This window comes from Aureimonas sp. Leaf454 (assembly GCF_001424685.1).
Classification (GTDB): Bacteria; Pseudomonadota; Alphaproteobacteria; order Rhizobiales; family Rhizobiaceae; genus Plantimonas.
In genome coordinates this window covers 375636-397183 of the sequence record NZ_LMQT01000024.1, presented here as the reverse complement: position 1 = coordinate 397183, position 21548 = coordinate 375636, and the positions used below count along the sequence as shown (strand labels likewise).

Here is a 21548-nt window from a genome sequence, read left to right as displayed (position 1 = left end):
CTCCGCGGCCGGGCGGGACATGCGGTCCCGGCCCGCCGGACCGGCGGCGCGGCCGGGACGGACCGGGCCGCTCGCGGTGGGCGTCACGCTGCTCCTCGCCGCGCCCGTCGCGGCGGGCCTTCTCGGCGTCGTCCTCCCCGCCTTCGGCTACATGCCCGCACTCGGCGGAGAGACGCTGACGACGGCGCCCTTCCGCACCCTCTTCGCCGAGCCGGGCCTTGCGCGCTCGGCCACCCTGTCCTTCGCGACGGGGCTGGCGACGACGCTCCTCTCCGTCGCCATGGCCGCGCTGTTTCTCGCCGCCTTTTCCGGCGGGCGGACCTTCGCGCTGGTGCGCCGTCTCCTGTCGCCCGTCCTTTCCGTACCGCATGCGGCGGCGGCCTTCGGCCTCGCCGTCCTGATCGCGCCCTCCGGGTTCCTCTTTCGCGCGGTCGCCGGTCCTCTCGGCCTCGATCGTCCGCCCGATCTTCTGATCGTCGGCGATCCCTACGCGCTGGCGCTGATGGCCGGCCTCGTCGCGAAGGAGGCGCCCTTCCTCCTCCTCGTCGCCATCGCCGCGCTGCCGCAGGTGGATCTCGGACGCCGGCTGATCGTGGCGCGATCCCTCGGCTACGGGCGCGTCGCCGGCTTTCTCCTCTGCGTCTGGCCGGGCGTCTACCGGCAGATCCGGCTGCCCGTCCTCGCGGTGGCGGCCTACGGTTCCTCGGTCGTCGACGTCGCGCTGATCCTCGGCCCGTCCCTGCCCCCGACGCTCGCCGTGCGCCTCGTCGGCTGGATGTCGGACCCCGACCTCTCGCGGCGCTTTCTCGCGTCCGCCGGCGCGATCCTCCAGCTTTGCGTGACGCTCGCCGTCATTCTGGTCTGGCTCGCGGTCGAGCGTCTGGCGGGCGCGATCCTCGCGGACATCGCGAATCGCGGTCGGCGCTGGCGGTCGGACGGGGCGGTCCGCGCCCTCGCGGCAGGGCTCGTCGCGCTTCCCGTCGCGACGGTGCTCGCCGGCCTCGCCGTTCTCGCGCTGTGGTCGGTCGCGGGGCTCTGGTCGTTTCCGGACCTGATGCCCGCCTCCTTTTCGGCGACGACCTGGCGACGCGCCGTCGCCAGCGCGGCCGGACCGATGGCGACCACGCTGACGGTCGCAGCCCTGTCCTCGGCCATCGCCCTCCTCCTCATCGTCGTCCTCCTCGAATCGCATCGCAGGAGCCGGCCGGGCGAGCCCGTCCGTCTGCCCCGCGCCCTGGCCGGACTTCTCTACCTGCCGCTCGTCGTGCCGCAGGTGGCCTTTCTCTTCGGGCTCCAGATTCTCGTCCTGTCCCTCGGCGCCGAACCCTCCATTTCGCTCCTCGTCGCGGTCCATCTCGTCTTCGTCGCGCCCTACGTGACGCTCGCGCTGGCCGCGCCCTGGTTTGCGCTCGATCCGCGCTACGAGCGCGTCGCGGCGAGCCTCGGCACGTCGCGGTCCCGCTCGCTCCTGCGCATCCGCCTGCCGATGCTCGCGGCGGCGATCGCCACCGCCTTCGCCATCGGCTTCTCCGTTTCCGTCGGCCAATATCTTCCGACCGTCCTCATCGGCGCGGGGCGTCTGCCGACGATCACGACGGAAGCCGTCGCGCTCTCCTCCGGCGGCAATCCGCGCATCGTCGGCACCTATGCGCTGCTCCAGACGCTTCTGCCGACGATCGTCTTCGCGCTGTCGGCCGCCGTTCCCCTGGTCGCCCGCGGCGGCGGGCGCGGGAGGCCGGCATGGCGATGACCCCGGACGATGCGGGCCTCCGGCTCCACGCCGTGCGCATCTCGCTCGGCGAGCGCAGGCTTCTCGACGTCGACGCGACGATCCGGCCCGGCCGAGTCCTCACCATCCGCGGCCCCTCCGGCTCCGGCAAGTCGACCCTCTTCGCCCTCCTCGCGGGCTTCCTCGACCCGACCTTCAAGGCGTCGGGTCGCGCGATCCTGGACGGACGGGATCTCCTCGCCCTCGCGCCCGAGGAGCGCGGCGTCGGCCTGATGTTCCAGGACGCGCTCCTGTTCCCGCACATGAGCGCCGGACGGAACCTCACCTTCGCCATTCCCCCCACGCGCAAAGGGCGCAGGTCCCGGCGCGCCCAGGCCGAGGCGATGCTGGCCGAGGTCGGTCTCGCCGGCCATTTCGACCGCTCGCCCTCCACCTTGTCCGGCGGACAGGCGGCGCGGGTCTCGCTTGCCCGCACGCTCCTCAGCGAGCCGAAACTGCTCCTGCTCGACGAGCCCTTCTCGCGCCTCGACGCCGACCTGCGTCCGGACATCCGGGCGCTGGTGTTCCGCGAGATCGCGGCCCGGCACATTCCGGCTCTTCTCGTCACCCACGACGCGCAGGACGTGCCGCCGGGCGGCGAGGTCGTCGAGATCGGCGGCTGATCGGCCGACGGGGAGACCGGCCCCGCGCGAGGACCGGTGCGACGCTTGCGCGCGGCACCGGAAGAATGCATCAACACCGGCGCACCCGTCGGGACCGCGACGCCCGTTGCGTTCGCGCCGGTCTCGCGGCCGCCGGGCGCGGCGGGGCCCGCCCATGATCCGGGCTGCGACGGGGACGACAAGAACAAGCCCGAAACGGGCCGGACCAATTGAGGGAACGTTCATGAGATTCGGTGTGCCGAAGGAGGTCCGCGCGGGCGAGAAGCGCGTCGCGCTGACGCCCGAAAGCGTCGGGCGGCTTCAGAAGCTCGGCTACGAATGCCTGGTGGAAGCCGGAGCCGGCGACGCCGCGCGCTTCTCCGATGCGTCTTACGCGCAGGCGGGCGCGCGGGTCGTGCCCGATGCGCAGGCGCTCTGGCGCGAGGCCGACGTCGTGGCGAAGGTCCGGCCGCCCGAGCCCTCCGAGGTCGAGCAGACGCGCGCCGGCCAGGTGCTGATCTCCTTCCTCTATCCCGCGCAGAGCCCCGAGCTTCTCGCCAGCCTCAAGGACCGCGGCGTCACGGCCATCGCGATGGACATGGTGCCGCGCATCAGCCGCGCGCAGAAGATGGACGCCCTCTCCTCGATGGCGAACATCGCGGGTTACCGCGCCGTGATCGAGGCCGGCCAACATTTCGGCCGCTTCTTCACCGGCCAGATCACGGCGGCCGGCAAGGTGCCCCCCGCCAAGGTCCTCGTCATCGGCGCGGGCGTCGCGGGTCTTGCGGCCATCGGCGCGGCCCACTCGCTCGGCGCCATCGTGCGCGCCTTCGACGTCAGGCCCGAGGTCGCCGAGCAGATCCAGTCCATGGGCGCCGAGTTCCTGTTCCTCGACTTCGCCGACACGGCCGACGGCGCGGCGACGGGCGGCTATGCCGCCCCGTCGAGCCCGGAATTCCGCGAGAAGCAGCTCGAACTCTTCCGTGCGCAGGCGGCCGAGGTCGACATCGTCGTCACGACGGCGTTGATCCCCGGCCGAGACGCCCCCAAGCTCTGGCTGGCCGACATGGTCGCCCGGATGAAGCCGGGCTCGGTCGTCGTCGACCTCGCCGCCGAGCGCGGCGGCAATTGCGACCTCACCGTGCCGGACGAGGCGATCGAGACGCCGAACGGCGTCAAAGTCATCGGCTATACCGACTATCCGAGCCGCATGGCGACCCAGGCCTCGACGCTCTATGCGACGAACATCCGCCACATGATGGACGACCTGACGCCGAAGAAGGACGGCGTCGTGGTCGTGAACATGGAGGACGACGTCATCCGCGGCGCGACCGCGACGCACGAGGGCGCGATCACCTTCCCGCCGCCGCCCCCGAAGATCGCCGCCATCGCCCGGCAGCCGGTGAAGAAGGTCGTCGAGGAGACGCACGAGCAGAAGGCGGCGCGCGAGATGCTCGCCGCGCGCAAGGCCGGGTTGAAGCAGGTCCAGCTGCTCGTCGGCGGCGCGTTGCTGCTTCTCCTCCTCGGCCTCGTCGCCCCGCCGAGCTTCCTGCAGCACCTCGTGGTCTTCGCGCTCTCCTGCTTCGTCGGCTACCACGTCATCTGGAACGTCTCCCATTCGCTGCACACGCCGCTGATGGCGGTGACCAACGCGGTCTCCTCGATCATCATCCTCGGCGCGCTGCTGCAGGTCGGGTCCTCCAGCGGGGTCGTCGCGGTGCTCGGCGCGCTGTCCATCCTCATCGCATCGGTCAACATCTTCGGCGGCTTCATGGTCACTCGCCGGATGCTGAAGATGTTCCAGAAGAGCTGAGCGGGATCACCATCATGAGCCAAGGTCTCGTCAGCGCGGCGTATATCGTCGCGGCCATCCTCTTCATTCTGTCGCTCGGCGGGCTGTCCAACCAGGAAAGCGCCAAGCGCGCCGTCTGGTACGGAATCGCCGGCATGGCGCTCGCGGTCGTCGCGACCATCGGGGCGCCCGGCGTCGGCGCGCATTGGCTGATCGTGCCGATGATCGTCCTCGGCGCCTTCGCCGGCGGCTGGCTCGCCGGTCGCGTGCAGATGACCCAGATGCCGGAGCTCGTCGCCGCGCTCCATTCCTTCGTCGGCCTCGCCGCGATCTTCATCGGCTTCAACGCCGACATCGAGGCCGGCAGGGCGGCGGCGGCTCTCGCGTCCGGCGCGGGCGAGACGCTGACCGGCTTCGCCGCGACGCTCGCGCACAAGCTTCCCGTGGAGCTCTCGATCATGCGCGTCGAGGTCTTCCTCGGCGTCTTCATCGGCGCGGTCACCTTCACCGGCTCGGTCGTCGCCTATGGCAAGCTCTCCGGCCGCATGGGGTCGAAGCCGCTGGTCCTGCCGAACCGGCACGCGATCAATCTCGCGGGCCTCGTCGTCGCGCTGATCCTCGGCATCGCCTATTTAAACGGGGCGGGCCTCTGGACGCTGATCCTCGTCGCGATCCTGGCGGGCGCGCTGGGCTGGCATCTCATCATGGCGATCGGCGGGGCGGACATGCCCGTCGTCGTGTCCATGCTGAACAGCTATTCCGGCTGGGCGGCGGCGGCGATCGGCTTCACTTTGTCGAACGATCTCCTGATCGTCACAGGCGCGCTGGTCGGCTCGTCCGGCGCCATTCTCTCCTACATCATGTGCAAGGCGATGAACCGGAACTTCGTCTCGGTCATCCTTGGTGGCTGGGGCGGCACGACGGGTCCCGCGGCCGAAATCACGGGCGAGCAGGTCGCGATCGACGTCGAAGGCGTCGCGCAGGCGCTGGAGGATGCCGACACGATCGTCATCGTGCCGGGCTACGGCATGGCGGTGGCGCAGGCCCAAGGCTCGATCTCGGAGCTGACCAAGCGCCTGCGCGCCAGGGGCAAGACGGTACGCTTCGCCATTCATCCCGTCGCGGGCCGACTGCCCGGCCACATGAACGTGCTCCTCGCCGAAGCCAAGGTTCCCTACGACATCGTCCTCGAAATGGACGAGATCAACGAGGACCTGCCGACGACGGACGTCGCGATCGTGGTCGGCTCCAACGACATCGTCAATCCGGCCGCGCAGGAAGACCCGAACTCGCCGATCGCCGGCATGCCGGTGATCGAGGTGTGGAAGGCCAAGCAGGTCTTCGTGTCCAAGCGCGGCCAGGGCACCGGCTATTCCGGCATCGAGAACCCGCTCTTCTTCAAGGAGAACACACGCATGCTCTATGGCGACGCCAAGGCCTCGATCGATCAGATCCTGAAGGCGTTCTGACGGACGGCCCCGGCCGAAGCGTCACGCGCCGGGACCGCCGCCGCCCGCAGCGCGGCGTTCCCGGCCGCGCCGGACCCTCTCGTCACGGCGCGGGCACCGGCCCGCAGCTTTCGCCGAGGATGAGGGCGGGTTGGAAGACGACGTTGCGGGGCTCGCCGTCGGGACCGTGTTCGATCCGGTCGACGAGCAATCGGAGCGCTTCGTTCGTCATGTCGGCGATCGGATGTTCGGTTCGCGTCAGGCGGGGGCGCAAGCCTCCGATTCCCGGGATCGTGTCCGTCGAGGCGATGGACACGTCGCCGGGACAGGACAGGCCGAGATCGGCGAGCGCGCGCATGACGCCGAGCGCCATGACGCCATTGGCGACGTAGATGGCGCTCGGGCGGCGGGACGACGCCAGAAGCTCGCGGGCGACGGAATAGGCCACATCCTCGCGGAACGAGCCGTTGCGGATATGTCCCGGTTCCGGCTCGAGGCCGCGCGCGGCCATCGCCTCGAGCATTCCGTCGAGCCGGCCGCGGCCGGTCGTCAGGTGCAGGGGTCCGGTGATCGAGGCGATTCGCCGATGGCCGAGATCCAGCAGATAATTGGTCACCTGCCGCCCGGCCGAGACGTTGTCGATCGTCACCGTGTCGCAGCGATGGCTTTCCACCACGCGGCCGAACAGCACGGTCGGGATCCCGCCCCCCTCCCCCTCGCGCGCCTCCAGGCGACCGCTCGCGTCGATCGGCACGAGAACGAGGCCGTCGCAGGACAGGGTCCGGACCCGCGACAGGATCCGCCGTTCGTTCTCCGGCTTCTCGTCGCTGTTGAAGAGCACGAGCGAATAGCCCCAATCCGCCACCGCCGCTTCGGCCGCGCAGACGATCCGGGCGAAGAAGGGATTGCTGAGGTCGGAGACGGCCAGCGCGATCAACTGGCTGCGTCCCCGCTTCAGATTGCGTGCGGCCGACGAGGGCGCATAATCGAGATCGCCGATCGCCGCGAGGATCCGGGCCCGCAGCGGCGGGCTGACATAGGCCGTGTCGTTCACGACGGCCGAGACGGTCGCCGTCGACACGCCAGCGGCTTTTGCGACATCGCGGATCGTGACCAAGCGAACCTCTTAGCTAAACGTTTCGCCGATCATTCCGAATGTGCCGCTTGAAGTCCAGCCGTTGCAGCGAGGCATTTCGATCATCCGGGCTTGCAAAATTGCGTTCGATCGGGAAACCTAGCGAAACGGTTAGGTCCTGTTCGCCGGGAGGGTGGCGGGACGAACGAACACCGCGGGAGGATCGAATGAACGCATCTCAGTTCGCCGTCCTGGCAGCAGGCTTGGCCGCTTCGTGGTGGCCGGCCCTGTCGCCGGCCGCCGCGCAGGACAAGCCGCTTCTCGGGATCGTCTCGATCTCCGCGACGGAGGCCAACAACGTCCGCTACATCGCGGGTGCGACGGCGGCCGCCGAGAAGGCCGGCTGGACCGTTTCGGTGATCGATGCGGCGGGCAGCGCCGATCAGGCCAATTCCGCGATCCAGAACTTCGCCGGACGCGGGGCGGGCGCCATCATCGACATGGTGTTTCCGTATTCCTCGATCGGCGCGGGCCTTGCCGCCGCCAAGGATGCAGGCATCCCGGTGGTGACCTGGGGCGGGGGCATCGGCAGCTCCGTCGCCGCCACCAACGGGTCGGGCGCTCCGATCGCGCAGCCGGTGATCGAAACGATGATCGCCGATCTCGGCGGCGCAGGAAGCGTCCTGGCACTCACCTATCGCACCGGCGAGGTCTGCCGGAACCGAGAGGTCCTGCTCGACGAGATGCTGGCCAAGAATCCCGGCATCACCGTCACCAAGAACGAGGTCCGGATTCCCGGCTATTTCGAGGACGGCGCGCAATATGCCAATGCCTGGCTCGCGTCCCATCCAGCCGGCGAGGGCAATCTGGCGATCTGGGGTTGCTGGGACGACCCGGCCATCGGCGCCATCGGCGCCTTGCGCCAGCAGGGCCGCGACGACGTGAAGGTCTACGGCGTGAACGGCAACGCCCAGGCGATCGAGAACATTCAGAACGGCCACATGACCGCGACGGCCTGGGAGGACAGCTACGCCGAAGGTCAGCGCATGGTGGAGATGCTGGACGAGATCAAGACGGCCGGCGCGGACTGGACGCCGAAGGCGGTCGAGGTTCCGGCGATCCTCGTGACGCAAGAAACGGTCGCGGACTTCGTCAAGCAGCATCCCGAGGCGCTGGGGAAGTGAGTCTCCAGACGGCGCCCCGAGCGACCGCCGGCGCGCCCTTGTCCGGCCTCGAACCCTTCGTCGTCGCCGAGGACGTCGCCAAGTCCTATGGCGGCGTCCGGGCGCTGAAGGGCGTTTCGCTGTCGATCCGGCCGGGCGAGGTCCATGGCCTCGTCGGCGCGAACGGCGCGGGAAAATCGACGCTGATCCGCATCATGGCCGGCCTGACGCAGCCCGATTCCGGTCATCTTGTCGTCGACGGCCGCACGACGATCCTATCGGCGCCGCAGCGTGCCGCGGATCTCGGCATGAACTTCATCCATCAGGAGCTCGCCTTCGTGCCGGGCATGACGGTTCTCCAGAACATCATGCTCGGCCTGCTCAAGCGGCAGCGATGGGGCATCGTCGAGTGGCGATCGATCGCGCGCGAGGTCGAGCCGGTGGCGCGGCGCGTCGGACTGACGGCGCCGCTCCTTTCGAGCGTGAAGGGATTGTCCGTCGCGGAGAAGTGGCTGATCAACATCTGCCGCGCCCTGGTGCGCCAGGCACGGCTGATCGTCATGGACGAGCCGACCGCTTCCCTCTCGGCGACGGAGGCCGAGGCCTTGCTGCGCATCGTGGAGGATCTGTCGCGCTCCGGCGTCGCGGTCCTCTATGTGTCGCATCGCCTCGACGAGATCCTGCGCCTTTGCCATCGCGTCACGGCCTTTCGGGACGGACGCTCGATCGCGACGATCGAGGGCGACCGCCTGACGCGTCCCGCTCTCGTCGAGGCCATCGTCGGCGGCGCGGTCGAATCCCTGCCGCGGTCCGCCGGCGACGCGCGGCGCAACGAGGTCGTCCTCGCCGTATCGGACCTCACGCGCCTGCCGCGCGTGAAGGGCGTCGGCTTCGAGCTGCACCGGGGCGAGGTCCTCGGGATCGGCGGCCTCGTCGGCGCCGGCCGAACCGAACTCGCCCGGCTCGTCTACGGCGCAGACCGGCCGGATGGCGGCACGATGCGGCTTCTGGGACAGGCCTTCGCCCCGCGCCGGCCGACGGACGCCGTGAAGGCGGGGCTCGGTCTCGTGCCGGAGGAGCGCCGCAGCGAGGGGCTCGTCCTTTCCAAGAGCGTCGCCTTCAACCTCCACCTCTCCAGCCTCTCGCGAATCGTGGCCGGTCCCGCCCTGCCCTTCATCAGCCCGGCCCGGCGAACGGCCCTGTCGCGGGAAATGATCCGCGATCTCGCCATCAAGACCCCCGATCCCGAAACGCCCGTCGGGCGCCTCAGCGGCGGAAACCAGCAGAAGGTCGTGATCGGCCGCTGGCTGCTGCGCGCGCCCAAGGTCCTGATCCTCGACGAGCCGACACGCGGCGTCGACATCGGCGCCCGCGGCGAGATCCACCGTCTCATCCGCAACCTGGCCCGCCAGGGCATGGCCGTTCTGGTGATCTCGTCGGAGCCGGACGAACTGCCGGACCTCTGCGACCGGGTGCTCGTCATGGCGGAGGGGCGCATCGTCCGGGAACTGACCGGCTCCCTCCTGACCCGCAGCGCCATCATCGCGGCGAGCTTCGCCGAACCCGCCCATGCCGGAGATCCGACGCCATGACCGCCGCCGCGGCCCCCCATCGACGCCTGTCGCCACGCGCCAAGACGGCGCTCGGCCTCTTCGCCCGCTATGCAACGATCATCGGGCTGCTCGCCATGATCGCCGCCTTCGCGATCCTGTCGCCGCGGGCCTTCCCGACCTTGAACAACTTCACCAACGTCCTGAACCAGGCCTCGCTGACGATGATCATCGCCGCCGGACTGACCCTGGCCGTGGTGGTCGGCGAACTCGACCTGTCGGTCGGCTTCGCCGCCAGCCTCCACGGAATCCTGGTGACGGGCCTCATCGTCTCGAACGGACTGCCGATCCCGCTCGCGATCCTCGTCGTGCTGGCGGCCGGGGCCTTGATCGGCCTCGTCAACGGGCTCATCGTGACGAAGATCAAGGTCAATTCGGTGATCGCGACGCTGGGCGTCGGAACGATCCTGACGGGACTGGCCTTCGCCTATTCCGCCGGGGTGCCGATCGTCTCCGGAGTGCCGGAGGCCTTCCTCCAGCTGTCGCTCGGCCGCTGGCTGTTCGGCATTCCCAACAACATCGTCATCATGGCGCTGGTGGTCGGCGGGCTCTGGGTTCTCGTCGAGCGCACCTCGCTCGGCCAGGAGATCCAGGCCGTGGGCGGCAATCCGGCCGCCGCCCGGCTCGCGGGCATCGACGTCGACCGGATCAAGATCCTCGGCTTCGTGATCTCGGGCGCCTGCGCGGCGCTGACGGGCATCCTTCTGGCGTCGCGCCTCGGCAGCGGCACGGCGAGCGCGGCCGACAGCTATCTCCTCACCGCCTTCGCCGCCGTCTTCCTCGGCTCGGCAACCCTGCGCGACGGCGAGTTCCACATTCTCGGCACGCTGATCGGCGCGCTGATCATCGCGTTCGGCTTCAACGGGCTGAACATTTTCGGCGCCCCCACCTTCTCGCAATACGTGCTCCAGGGGGCCATTCTCATCGTCGCCGTGGGCCTTTCCAGCCTCGGTCGCTCGATCGCGGAAAGCTGACGGCATGACCGATTCGACCACACCCGCCTGGGACGTCCACGTCATCGAGTTCGCGCGCTCCAAGGACCAGCTCGTCGCCGGGCTGGTGCATGGGGCCTATGACGAGGGCACGGTCGACGTGCCCTTCTCCTTCGTGCTGGCCCGGCGCGGCGCGCACGTCGTTTTGGTCGATACGGGTTTCATGAAGGAGGGCAGCGGCGAGGCGATGAGCGTCAAGTTCGGCGTTCCGCTCTGGATCTCTCCCCTGCGCATGCTGGCGGCCCTCGGCGTCGCGCCGGGCGACGTCACCGACATCGTGCTCAGCCACGCCCATTTCGACCACATGGGCTCGATCCATGAATTCCCGAAGGCGCGGCTTCACATCCAGAAGATCGAGCTTCTCTCCTGGATCGAGGCGCTCGCCCTCCCCCGCCAGTTCGGCTACCTCACCGAGATCATCAATCCCGACGATCTGCGCAACGCCTTCGACGCTTCGCTCGAGCACCGCCTCAACCTCGTGGAGGGCGACGTCGACGATCTCCTGCCCGGCCTGCACCTGCGGCTCGGCGCGGGCCACACGGTGGGCCAGCAGTTCGTCATCCTGGAAACGGAGCGCGGCCGGCTCGTCATCTCCGGCGACTGCGTCTATTCCAAGCGCAACCTCTGCGGCCACAACCACGACGGCGTCTATGTCCCGCTCGCCAATGCGACCGGCAGCGTCTGGGATCAGCTGAAGACCTTCGACCGCATCCAGCGCGAGATCGCCGGCGATCTCGCGCGCCTCGTGATCCTGCACGACATGCAGCGCTGGCCGAACCTGCCCGTCGTCGAGGAGATCGACGGCTTCCGGATCGTCAAGGCGTCCTAGAGCGCCGTGCGTTCCCTCGGATGCACGGAGGACGCTCTAACTCCCTGATTCTGAACATCGGTCTTTCCGAAGATCCTCTCCGATCGTCGGGACGATGCTGTGGAACCCACGCGAACGTTTCGGGGCCGGCCCGTCGCACGGTGCCGACCGCAAGCGGGTGACGTTGCTCAACTGAACATCGTCTCGCCGCCCCGACGACAGGCTGCGACCTCCGCCGCGCTCGGTTGCCGGATGACGCGGATGCGAGGCTCGTCGAGATCCCAGGCAATCAGGCCGGCATCGCGAAACTGGCCGAGCCAGTAGTCCATGCACCATCGCCCATGGCGTTCGCGGAAGCGGGCGGCGTTGCGCAGGATCGATTCGAACTGGTGGAGCGGGGGCACCGAAACGGGATGATGCTGGTGATAGGCCCGCGCCTTCGCCGTCCAGTAGACATCGAGCCCGGACGCCCCGAGACGAACGGCGAAGTCCGTTTCCTCCCCGCCATAGCCGGTGAAGGCCTCGTCCATGCCGCCGATCGCGGCATAGCGCTCCTTGGGAAGGGCGAAGGACAGGCCCCAGCATTCGCCGTGGTCGGGCTCCCGCCGGATGCCTTCGGCCGGCACGGGCGGCTTGGACGGATGCGTTCGCCCGAGCGCGTCGAGCTGGTCGAAGTCGAGCCCATCGCCGACCGCGCCGTCCGGAAGATAGAGCACCTCGCCGAGAAAGAGCCCGGCACGGCCCGCGGCGGCGGTCCCATAGGCTTCGACCAAGCCGGGAGACGGAATGCAGTCGACGTCGAGAAAGACCAGAAGCTCGCACGCCGCCGCCTCGGCCGCGCGGTTGCGGGCGGCGGCCAGCGGCATCGGGTCGCCGGGAACATGGATGTGGCGGACGGGACAGCCGGGATCGGGCAGGTCGGCGTGGGGCGCGTCCTGCATCCAGGCGATCACCAACTCCGCCGGCGGCCGGGTTTGCCGGGCAAGGCCTTGCATGAGATGGACGAGGTGATCGCGCCGCCCGCGAACGAGCGTCAGGACGCTGGCTTGCACGACGCCGCCCTCGCCCGCTCGCGGAAGTGATGGACGCCTTCGATGATGCCGAGCGCATGCGTGCGGCGGGCGACGTAGGAATGCGACAGCGCGGGCAGGCGCGCCAGATCGTCGGAGAAGTTCGCCACGATGATCGCCTGCGGGATCGTGCGCAGCATCTCGATGTCGTTGCCGGAATCGCCGGCCACGAAGACCGCTCCTTCGACAAGGCCGTAGCGGCGTCGCACGAAGTCGACCGCGGTTCCCTTCGAGGCACGCAGCGGCAGGATATCGAGATAGCGCCCGTGGCTGTGGATGACCGAGCAGGAGAGGCCCGCGCTCTCCAGCGCGGCGCGCACGCGCGCGACGGTGTCGCGGCTTCCGTCGCTGAAATAGCTCAGCTTGTGCGAGCGCTGCTCGAGCGGCGCCTGCGGCAGGATCCCGGAAACGTTCGCGATCGCCGCCTGCGCGGCATCGCGATTCCAATTGCGCGAGACGATGGCGCGCCAGGCGCGGTCCTGGCTGTAGCTCGTGCCGTTCTCGTCGAGATGGTAGATCTCCGAGCCGACCGAGGTGATCATCACCTGCGGACGCGGCGCGTCGTGCTGCTCCAGGATCGCCATCGCGCTGTGGAACGAGCGCCCGGTCGCCACGCCGAACACGAGACGCTCCTGCTCGTGGCGCCATTCGGAAAAGGCGCGGATCGATGCGACGCATCCGACCAGCGTGTTGTCGATGTCGCTGACGAGGAGTTGCAGCGGATCGGCGACCGGCTCGACGGGATGCAGCAGCCGGTCGATCAGGCCATGGTAGCGGTCGGCATGGCGCGTCCAGTCGTAGGCCTCCGCCGCCCTCGCGCCGGCCTTGGCGTATCGGTCCCAGAGAGCGGGATCGCCCAGGATGCGCAGCGTCGCATCCGCGATCGCATCCAGCGAGCGGGGATCGACGAGAATGCCGTTCGCGCAGAGCTCCACGATGTCGTTCGGCCCGCCGGAATCGGTCGCCACCAGCGGAAGGCCGCTGGCGGAGGCCTCGAGAAGCGTCAGGCCGAAGGGCTCGTTCAGCGCCGTGTTGACAAAGACGCCGCGCCGCTCGCGCGCATAGGCGTAGATCGCCGGCACGTCGTCCGGCCGGTGGGTTTTCGGATAGGCGACGGAGCCGTAGAGATCGTAGCGGTCGATGAGATGGAGGATGTCCCCGATCGTCTCGGACATGTCGCCGTCGAGATCGGCATAGTCGTCCCGCGTGCCCGCCACGATCACGAGATTGGCCGCCGCACGCAGGCGGGCGGAGCGTCCGAAGGCCTCCACGAGTGCGGCGAGGTTCTTCTTGCGCACGGGGCGCGCGATGGCGAGGACGACGGGCTTTCGGGGATCGGCGAGGAACCGGTCGATCGAGGCGTCGACGGCGGCGCAGGTCGCGGCCCCGGAGAAGCGTGCAAGGTCGCTGCCGGGCGGCAGGATGCGGATGCGGCCCGGCTCGTAGGCCTCGTATCCGGCCCACTGCACCTCGGCCTCGTCGCGCGAGGAGGCGATGACGAGCGACGCGCGCGACAGAGCCGTTTCCTCGCTCGCGATGCGCTGGGCGAGGCCCGGAATGGCGGCGGCCTCGGGACCGAGCGCCTTTTCCTTGACGCGGCCGAGCGAGTGGGCGGTGAAGACGAAGGGAATCCCGAGCCGGTCCTCCACGATCGCCGCGACGCTGGCGGCGTCGGCATAGTGCGCGTGCAGGATGTCCGGCCGCTCGCCCCCGCCTTCGATGAAGCGGATCAGGGCCTCGGCGAAGCTCGGCACCTCGGCGTGGAGCGCTTCCTTCTCGAGGTAGGCGTGCGAGTGGCTGTCGAGCCGCACGATCTCGACCTTGTCGCCGACGCGCTCGAAGGGCTCGGCATAGTCCGTCCCGAGCCGGCCCTGGAAGCGCCGCGTCGCGATCACGATGCGTTTCGTCGCCGCATCGCGCGCCGAAGCCTCGACCAGATCGAGCAGGTAGCGGATATGTCCCCCGGTATCGGCGGTCACGCCGTATTCGACGTCTTTCGCCCGAAGGCAGCCCTGAAGGGCGATGTGGAGCACGAACATGAACATCCCTGACCAACGCCGAGCGGCGACCTCGTCTCGGCAGAGAGACTAACCGTGCCCGATAGTCTTTCGACACCGAACGGCAGTATTCTCCGCGTCGCGCAGGTCGCTCCGACAATCTTTCCGGTTCCTCCGCAAGATCACGGCGGCACCGAAAGAGTCATTCACGACCTTTCCGTCGCACTCGTAGACATGGGTGTGCACGTAACGCTCTTCGCACCATCGGACAGTGCGACCAATGTGACTCGCGTTGGATTGCTTCCAAGTTTGGTTAGCTTGGAACAGACTTACGGGACCGTGCCGCCGTCGATTCCGGCCGTGCTCGAAGCCGCGCGCATGGAGGATCTCCGTCTGCGCCTGGACCAGTTCGACATCGTGCATTGCCACGGTGAATTCTTCCACGCCGCGCTTCTCGGCGAGCGACGCCGGCACAGCCTGACGACGATCCACTGGCGGGTGGACGAGCTCGACCGCAAGCTGTTCTTCCAGACCTTTCCGGATCTGCCGGTCGCGGCGATCTCGGCCTCGCAAGGCTCCGAGCTTCCCGCCTCGAACCTTGCCGGCACCGTCCTCCACGGGATCGAGAAGAACCGCTACGGCTTCTCGGCCGGTCCGGGCTCGCATCTCGCCTTCGTCGGACGGATGACCGACCAGAAGCGGCCCGACGTCGCGATCCGCGTGGCTGCGGCGGCCGGCCGGGCGATCCGCCTCGCCGGCACGGTGGATGTCGGCAACCCCACCTATTTCGAGCGCCACGTCCGGCCGCTCCTGTCGGACCGGGCGGTCTATGTCGGCCCGGTCGGCGACCGCGCCAAGGGCGAGCTTCTGGGGAGCGCCGAGGCACTGCTCTTCCCCGTGGACTGGCCCGAGCCCTTCGGCCTCGTCATGATCGAGGCCATGGCCTGCGGGACCCCCGTCGTCGCCTGGGATCGCGGTTCGGTGCGCGAGGTGGTGGAGGACGGGATCACCGGCTTCGTCGTCCGCTCGGAAGCGGAGGCGGTGGAGGCGCTCGGGAAGATCGGCACGATCGACCGCGCGGGCGTGCGCCGCCGCTTCGAGGAGCGCTTCACCTCGCAGCGGATGGCCGCGGATTATGTGGCGCTCTACGCCCAGCTGATGGAGACCTGATGCGCACCGCCCTCATCACCTGGGACTATCCGCCCTGGCCGAGCGGCCTGTCGACGGCGGCCGGCGAAATCGCCGAAGGGCTCGCCGCCGCGGGCGCGGAGGTCACGGTCTTCACGCTCGGCCGGGACGCCACCTCGCGCGAAGGCGGGATCACCGTCGTCGGTTGCGCGCTGCCGGAGGGAGGGCGTCTCGCAACCCTGCGGCTCTGGGGCGCGGCGGGCCATCTCGCCGCGCCGATCGCGTTCCGCAACGCGGTTCTCGCCGAGCATCGCAGGCGTCCCTTCGACGTGGTCGAGGCCACGAACTGGTATGCGCCCGCCGCCGCCCTCGCCCTTCGCGCGGAGATGGCGCTCGTCACGCGCAATTCGACGCCCGCCGCCTTTTCGCGCGACCCCGCGACGCGCCTGCGCGACCGGCTCGACGCCGCCACCGCCGATCGGCTCGAACGATTTCAGGCGCGCGCGAGCGACGGGCTGATTTCCAACACCGCCGAACATGCACGGCGGATCTCGGCGGAGTACGGCCTGACCGACGGCGCCCGGCCCCATGCCGTGATCGGCCTCAGCCTCGCCCCGGCGACGATCCGGCGCGGCGCGCAAGCGGCCTATCCCGGAGAGGACGGCCCGCTGCGCCTTCTCTTCGTGGGGCGGGCGGAGCATCGCAAGGGCTTCGACGCGCTGATGGACGCGACGGCGATCCTGTCCGCCGAGGTCGCGGCCGGCACGCTGCCGCCCTTCGCGCTTCGCCTCGCCGGCGTCGAGGCCGAAGCCTTGCCCGGCGGGATCGGCGAAACCGCGCGTTCGTTCATCCAGCCGCTCGGTACGCTATCGCCCTCGGCGCTGGCGGAGGCCTATGCCGACGCCCATGCCGTGGTCGCGCCGTCGCGCTACGAGAGCTTCGGCCTCGTCTACCAGGAGGCGATCGCCTATGGCCGGCCGCTCGTCGCCTCGAACGAGGATGCGAGCGCCCGGCAGTTCGTCGGCGACACCGGCGCCGGTTCCATGGCGAGCGCCACGACGGGCCCGGCGCTGGCCGACGCTCTGCGGCCTGTGATCGCGGATGCGAACCTGCGCGCGCGGCTGCGGGCAAAGGCCGAGGCCGCGGCCGGGCGCTTCACGCGGGAGACGCTCGGATCCGAGACGGCAGCGCTCTATGCGGCGGCGATGCGACGCTTTCAGCGGCGGTAGGGCGTGAGCAGCAGTCGCGCCTCCTCCAGGCGCCCGCCTCCGGGCGCCATCGCTTCGTAGCGATGCGAGCGCGCGTCCACATGGGCGCGTCCGAGATGATGATCGATCGCGCCGTGGAGTGCGATGGAACTGTCCTGCCACGGGCGATCCGGCCGTTCGTGGACGCAGCCCACATAGCGGATGCCGCGATGGTTCAGGCGGTACTGCGTGTCCGGGTGGAGGTCGGACAGGACGCCGTCCACGAGGTTGCGGCGGGGCAGGCCGATCGAGCGCAGGCCCTGGCGCTCGGCTTGGCGGACGAGGGCGCCGAGCAGCGCGCCGGTCTGCGGCGCCAGTGTCTCGTCGGCGTCGAGCTGCAGCATCCAACCCTGGCGCGACAGAGCCTGGAGGGCGTTGCGCTGCCCGGCAAAGTCGCCTCCCAGGGGACGGGCCGCCAGGCGGACGGCCCGATCGGGAAAGCCTGCGACCGTCAAGGCGTCCGGGACAAGCGGCGTGTCGTCGAGGAGGATGGCGACGTCATCGGTCCAGGCGGCATGGGCGGGGAGGCTCGACAGGACCCGGGCCAGCTCGTCCCGTCGGCAGAGGATGCCGAGCGAGACGAGCGGCTCTGCCGGCCTGAGGTCGAAGAGATCGGCGGCGGCGGCCAGGTTCGAATGGGGCTGACGCAAGGCCTGCGCCTGGACCGCGTCCGCCGGCTCGACGCCGCGCCGGCGGGACGTCGCGGCGATGCGGAGCGTGTAGATGTCGAGACCGAACGGCGCGGTCTCCCCGGACGTGAAGCTCCGGCCTTCCAGGACGGCGCTGAGCGCGAGGCGGACCGCCTCCGGCTCCGCTCCCTCCGCCAGGAGCAGGCCGCAGAACGAACAGGCGAGCGCGAAGCTCCGGCTGCCGCCGGACGGATAGTCGAGATGCCGGTCCGTCGGCGCCAGCGCGCGCGCCGCACAGAGCGGGCAGCGGTCGGCGCTTGGACCGCTCATGGCGCCAGGTTCGCGTCGAGCGCGTGGAGGTTGAGGCGTCCGGCCCCTCGCATCGCCTCGAACCAGCGCCGCTCGGCCTGCCAGCCATGCCCGTCCCAGCCCTCGAAACCGAAGCCGTGAATGCCGATCGCGACGTTCCGCGACAGAATCGCGAGTAGATGGAGGGTGACGAGAAATCCCGTGCTCGGCACGGCGGCCGGGGTGCAGGAGGCGCCGAGGATCGTCCGGGCGTCGCGATGCACGCAGTCCGGCAGCATCGCGATCTCGGCGCCCAGCGGGGCCAGCCGGACCTCGGCCTGGCGCGTCCAGTCGCGCCCGTCCTCGTTCCGATCGTCGGCAGGACCGTCCTTTCGCGGGAATGGAAACAGGATGATCCCGGCACCGCGCACGACGGGACGCCGGACGAAGTCGGGATCCTCGAGCCATTCGCGCATCTGCCCGCCATGGTTGACGAGGGCGAGATGCGTGACGCGGCGTCCCGCGCGGGCGCCGAAGCCGGCCGCGTTGTTGAACCGAACGACCCAGTCCGCCGCATCGATGCACGCGCCCTGATCCGTCATGTCCGGCGCATTGCCGACCACGGCGACGCTGCGCGGCTGCGGGTCGATGTCCCTCTTCATCGCGATCGTTCCGCCCCCTTTTCCCGAAGGCGCGGTTAGATGCGCCTTCGCGGCGGTTCGGAAAGGGCTCGATCTTTCGCCCCTCGACGCACGGATCGCGCCACGCCCTTCTGCCGTCATTGGGAAGGGTCCTGCGATGACCCCTGCGACGTATCGCCGGTGCCGGGTCGAAAGATCGTCAGCTCGCCTTATTTAGCCGTGCCGCCACGCCGGCCTCAACGCCACGTCCGACCCCAACGCCACGTCCGGCGACGCGTCGTCGCCGAACCTCGGGAGAACCATCCTTGCCGAAGCCGATCGCCTTCTTCGTCCATCACCAGGGACGGGGCCATGCCAACCGAACCATGGCGATCGCATCGCAATTCTCGCGCGAACGGCCGGTCTCGGTGCTGACGGCGGGGCCGCATCTGTTCGACGGATTTTCGCGCGACATCGAGATCGTCACCCTGCCGAACATGATCGGAGCCAGCGTTCCGACGCCGCGCCTCTACGCGGAGCCGACGCCGCAGGTGATGCACTGCGTCCCGCTCGGACTGCCCGAGATGCGGCGCACGATGCGCACGATCCTCGACCATCTCGACGACCGGCAGGTGGGCCTCTTCGTCGTCGATGTTTCGTCGGAGATCGCGCTCCTGTCGCGGATCGCGAGCGTGCCGGCGGTCCAGATCCGCATGCATGGCGACCGCTCCGACATCGGACATATCGGCTCCTACGAATCGTCCGTCGGGCTGCTCGCGCCCTTCGACGAGCGCATGGAACAGGACGACCATCCGGCGCATCTGCGCGCCAAGACCTTCTACACCGGCGGCCTCTGCACGACGCGTGACGCCGCGCCCTCGAAGGCGGAGGCGCGCTTGCGCCTCGGCCTCGATCCCGACCGGGAGATCGTCGTCGCCATCACCGGCGGCGGTGGCAGCGGCACGCCCTACGCGCCCCTGACGGTCGCCGCCCGCGCCGCGCCGGACGCCCTCTGGCTGACGCTCGGCCCGACCCATCGCGAGGGCCACGAGACCGATTTCGCCAATCTGTGCGAACGCGGCTGGGTGCCGAACGTCACGGATTATCTCGCGGCTGCGGACATCGTCGTCGCATCGGCCGGCGACAACACGGTGCACGAGATCGCCCGGCTCGGGCAGAGGCTGATCGTCATGCCGGAATGGCGTTACTTCGGCGAGCAGACGCGCAAGGCCGAAGCCCTGGTCCGGCTCGGCGCGGCGGTGAGCGCGCCGGCCTGGCCGGGCGATCTCGCAGGCTGGCAGTCGCTCCTGTCGGATGCGCGCGCGCTCGACGGCGGCGTCATCCGGACACTCTACGATCCCGAAGCCGCCCGGAAGGGCGCGGGCTGGCTGGAGGAACTGACCGACGCGCTGTGGACCGGGGCCGCGAGCACGGCGCCCGCGCCGGCGCTGAAGGTGGTGGGTTGAGGGCGGAGCCGCCGACCGCGACGCTCGTCACGGTCCTGAAGGGCGGCGGCCGGTACGACGGCGCCTGGGTCGAGCGACTGGCCGCCGGCGCGCGCGCCTTCGCGCCCGCCTTCACGCGCGTCCTCTGCCTCACCGATCGCGAACTGGCCATCGACGGCGTCGACACCGTGCCGCTGCGACACGGCTGGCCGGGCTGGTGGTCGAAGATGGAGGCGTTCCGGCCCGGGCTCGTCCAGGGCACGGCCGTCCTCCTCGATCTCGACACGGTCTTTGCCGGCGACGCTTCGGCGCTGGCGACGCCCGGCCTTGCCGCGATGGAGGATCATTTCCACACGGGACGCCTGTCCAGCGCGATCCTGCGTTGGGAGGGCGACGAACTCGGCTTTCTCTACGAGACCTTCGCCGCCGATCCCGGGCGCTACATGCAGGCGGGCTCCTGCGGGACCGTGCCGAATGCGGTGCATGGCGATCAGGTCGTGATCGACCATCTCATGCGCGCCCGCGGCATCGCGCCCGCCTTCGTCCAAGCGGTTCATCCCGGCCTTCTCGACTTCTACGATCCGGCGAGCCGCGCCTTCGGGCCGATCGTGATCTTCATTGGCGATGCCAAGCCGGACGGCGCCAGCGAGCCGATCCGCTCGCTCTGGCGGGGACAGGGCGCCGATGCGGCTGCCTGATGTCGCTGCCGGCCTCCCGGTCGCGGCGATCGAGAGCTTCGGCGACCCCGCCGCCTTCGCGGCAAGCCCCCTCATCGCCTGCATACCCGCCTGCAACGAGGCCGGCTGGATCGGCCGCTGCCTGACGGCGCTGGATCGCGAGCTTTCGGCGGATGACGGCGTCCTTCTCCTCGCCAACGGCTGCACCGACGAAACGGTCGCGATCGCGCGCGGGCTCATCGGAGGCTGGACGCGTCCCGTCCTCGTCGTCGACGTTCGTTGGCGCGGGGGCGAGGGCAGCGCGCCGCTGGCGCGACGGCTGGTGCTCGACCTCGGCCATGCGCTGGCCCGCGAGGCCGTGCTCGTCTCGATCGACGGCGATACGATGGCGCTGCCGGGCCTGCGTGCCGCCTACGCGGCCGAGTTCGACCGGGGTTTCGACCTCGTCTGCGGCCGGATCGGTTTTCTGCCGGAGGAAGCCGCCCTCCTTCCACCGGCCGATCCGGAAAGCGAAGCAATCATCCGCGCCTATCGCGAAACCTCTCGCCACATCGCCGCGCTGATCCGGCCCGACCCGGACAATCCCTGGCCGCATCACGGCAATATCGGCGGTGCGAACTTCGCCCTGCGAGGCCGCGCCTATGCGCTGGCCGGCCCCTTGCCGACACCATCCTCCGGGGAAGACCGGGCTCTTCGGCGGCGCTTCGAGGCAAACGGGCTTCGGATCCGCTATTGCGAGGGCGCCAGGGTCGAGACATCCTGCCGCCTGGAGGGACGCGCCACGGGCGGCCTGTCCGAAGAGTTGAGGCGGAACCGCATCGAGGCGGACCCTCTCGTCGACGAACTGCTGGAGCCGCCGGCGACCCTCGTCCTTCGCCGCCGAGCGCAGGCCCGCTTCCTCGGTGCGCAGACGGCAGCGGACCGGCTGGCGGCGCTGGAGGGGTTGAAGCTCGGCGCCGACCGCGCCTTTGCTTGCGCCGGAGCCAGGGACGGGAACGGAAACGGCCCTTCGTGGAGATCGGCCGAGGAGGCCTGGCAGTCGGCGGAGGAGGCGAGCCCCGTCCTCAGACGCACGCGCCTTCGCCTCTCCGACCTGCGCCGCCATCTGCCGGCGCTTCGGCAGGCTCTGGAAACCCTGCGGCACGGCGTGTCCGACCACCCGCCTGCGATCGGGTCATGATCGGACCGG

At 69.8% G+C, this 21548-nt stretch carries 18 protein-coding genes; 13 read left to right on the top strand and 5 right to left on the bottom strand.

What is annotated here, in order from left to right:
• Positions 1-19 precede the first annotated feature (19 nt).
• The 4 genes from ASG43_RS21150 (at position 20) to ASG43_RS21135 (ending at position 5631) form a co-directional block, all read left to right on the top strand.
• Positions 20-1750, top strand: a complete 1731-nt coding sequence (locus ASG43_RS21150; protein WP_056509300.1) for an ABC transporter permease subunit — start codon at positions 20-22, stop codon at positions 1748-1750.
• A complete protein-coding gene (locus tag ASG43_RS21145) occupies positions 1747-2391 on the top strand; it encodes an ATP-binding cassette domain-containing protein (RefSeq protein WP_156386830.1) in 645 nt (214 codons plus the stop codon). The genes ASG43_RS21150 and ASG43_RS21145 overlap by 4 nt, the downstream gene beginning before the upstream one ends.
• Before the next feature lie 223 nt (positions 2392-2614).
• Complete coding sequence (locus ASG43_RS21140) at positions 2615-4183, top strand: Re/Si-specific NAD(P)(+) transhydrogenase subunit alpha (protein ID WP_056509109.1); 1569 nt, start codon at positions 2615-2617, stop codon at positions 4181-4183.
• 14 nt (positions 4184-4197) lie between these two features.
• Entirely contained in the window at positions 4198-5631 is a 1434-nt protein-coding gene (locus tag ASG43_RS21135; protein WP_056509108.1) for an NAD(P)(+) transhydrogenase (Re/Si-specific) subunit beta, read from the top strand.
• A gap of 82 nt (positions 5632-5713) precedes the next feature.
• Here ASG43_RS21135 and ASG43_RS21130 read toward each other — a convergent pair whose 3' ends face one another.
• Positions 5714-6727: a LacI family DNA-binding transcriptional regulator gene (locus tag ASG43_RS21130; protein WP_056509107.1), complete on the bottom strand. Its 1014-nt coding sequence runs from the start codon at positions 6725-6727 to the stop codon at positions 5714-5716.
• Between the two features lie 185 nt (positions 6728-6912).
• On the opposite strand from ASG43_RS21130, the gene ASG43_RS21125 reads away from it, so the two are divergent.
• From ASG43_RS21125 to ASG43_RS21110, 4 genes are read left to right on the top strand one after another with little or no spacing between them, the layout of a single operon-like run.
• On the top strand, positions 6913-7869 hold the full coding sequence (locus ASG43_RS21125; protein ID WP_056509104.1) for a substrate-binding domain-containing protein: 957 nt from the start codon (positions 6913-6915) through the stop codon (positions 7867-7869).
• Entirely contained in the window at positions 7866-9440 is a 1575-nt protein-coding gene (locus ASG43_RS21120; RefSeq protein ID WP_056509097.1) for a sugar ABC transporter ATP-binding protein, read from the top strand. Before ASG43_RS21125 ends, ASG43_RS21120 begins: the two co-directional genes overlap by 4 nt.
• Positions 9437-10432, top strand: coding sequence for an ABC transporter permease (locus ASG43_RS21115; protein WP_056509094.1), 996 nt, complete (start codon positions 9437-9439; stop codon positions 10430-10432). The genes ASG43_RS21120 and ASG43_RS21115 overlap by 4 nt, the downstream gene beginning before the upstream one ends.
• Positions 10433-10436: 4 nt before the next feature.
• A complete protein-coding gene (locus ASG43_RS21110; RefSeq protein WP_056509091.1) occupies positions 10437-11279 on the top strand; it encodes an N-acyl homoserine lactonase family protein in 843 nt (280 codons plus the stop codon).
• 167 nt (positions 11280-11446) lie between these two features.
• Here ASG43_RS21110 and ASG43_RS21105 read toward each other — a convergent pair whose 3' ends face one another.
• Positions 11447-12253 carry a galactosyltransferase-related protein gene (locus ASG43_RS21105; protein ID WP_056509297.1) on the bottom strand — a complete coding sequence of 269 codons (807 nt, stop codon included), beginning with the start codon at positions 12251-12253 and terminating at the stop codon, positions 11447-11449.
• A gap of 38 nt (positions 12254-12291) precedes the next feature.
• Positions 12292-14367, bottom strand: a complete 2076-nt coding sequence (locus ASG43_RS21100) for an HAD-IIB family hydrolase (RefSeq protein ID WP_056509294.1) — start codon at positions 14365-14367, stop codon at positions 12292-12294.
• 87 nt (positions 14368-14454) lie between these two features.
• Between ASG43_RS21100 and ASG43_RS21095 the strand changes: the two genes are divergently transcribed.
• A complete protein-coding gene (locus ASG43_RS21095; RefSeq protein ID WP_056509290.1) occupies positions 14455-15495 on the top strand; it encodes a glycosyltransferase family 4 protein in 1041 nt (346 codons plus the stop codon).
• A complete protein-coding gene (locus ASG43_RS21090; RefSeq protein WP_056509087.1) occupies positions 15495-16682 on the top strand; it encodes a glycosyltransferase family 4 protein in 1188 nt (395 codons plus the stop codon). The genes ASG43_RS21095 and ASG43_RS21090 overlap by 1 nt, the downstream gene beginning before the upstream one ends.
• Here the strand turns inward: ASG43_RS21090 and ASG43_RS21085 are convergent.
• Both ASG43_RS21085 and ASG43_RS21080 read right to left on the bottom strand, forming a co-directional pair.
• Entirely contained in the window at positions 16670-17659 is a 990-nt protein-coding gene (locus ASG43_RS21085; RefSeq protein ID WP_056509084.1) for a hypothetical protein, read from the bottom strand. The genes ASG43_RS21090 and ASG43_RS21085 overlap by 13 nt on opposite strands.
• On the bottom strand, positions 17656-18279 hold the full coding sequence (locus ASG43_RS21080) for a hypothetical protein (RefSeq protein WP_056509082.1): 624 nt from the start codon (positions 18277-18279) through the stop codon (positions 17656-17658). The genes ASG43_RS21085 and ASG43_RS21080 overlap by 4 nt, the downstream gene beginning before the upstream one ends.
• A 284-nt stretch (positions 18280-18563) precedes the next feature.
• Between ASG43_RS21080 and ASG43_RS21075 the strand changes: the two genes are divergently transcribed.
• Genes ASG43_RS21075 through ASG43_RS21065 form a run of 3 tightly spaced genes read left to right on the top strand, consistent with a single transcriptional unit; the run spans position 18564 to position 21539 of the window.
• Entirely contained in the window at positions 18564-19703 is a 1140-nt protein-coding gene (locus ASG43_RS21075) for a glycosyltransferase (protein WP_056509079.1), read from the top strand.
• Positions 19700-20380: a hypothetical protein gene (locus ASG43_RS21070; RefSeq protein ID WP_056509076.1), complete on the top strand. Its 681-nt coding sequence runs from the start codon at positions 19700-19702 to the stop codon at positions 20378-20380. The genes ASG43_RS21075 and ASG43_RS21070 overlap by 4 nt, the downstream gene beginning before the upstream one ends.
• A complete protein-coding gene (locus ASG43_RS21065) occupies positions 20367-21539 on the top strand; it encodes a glycosyltransferase (RefSeq protein WP_056509073.1) in 1173 nt (390 codons plus the stop codon). The genes ASG43_RS21070 and ASG43_RS21065 overlap by 14 nt, the downstream gene beginning before the upstream one ends.
• Positions 21540-21548 lie beyond the last annotated feature (9 nt).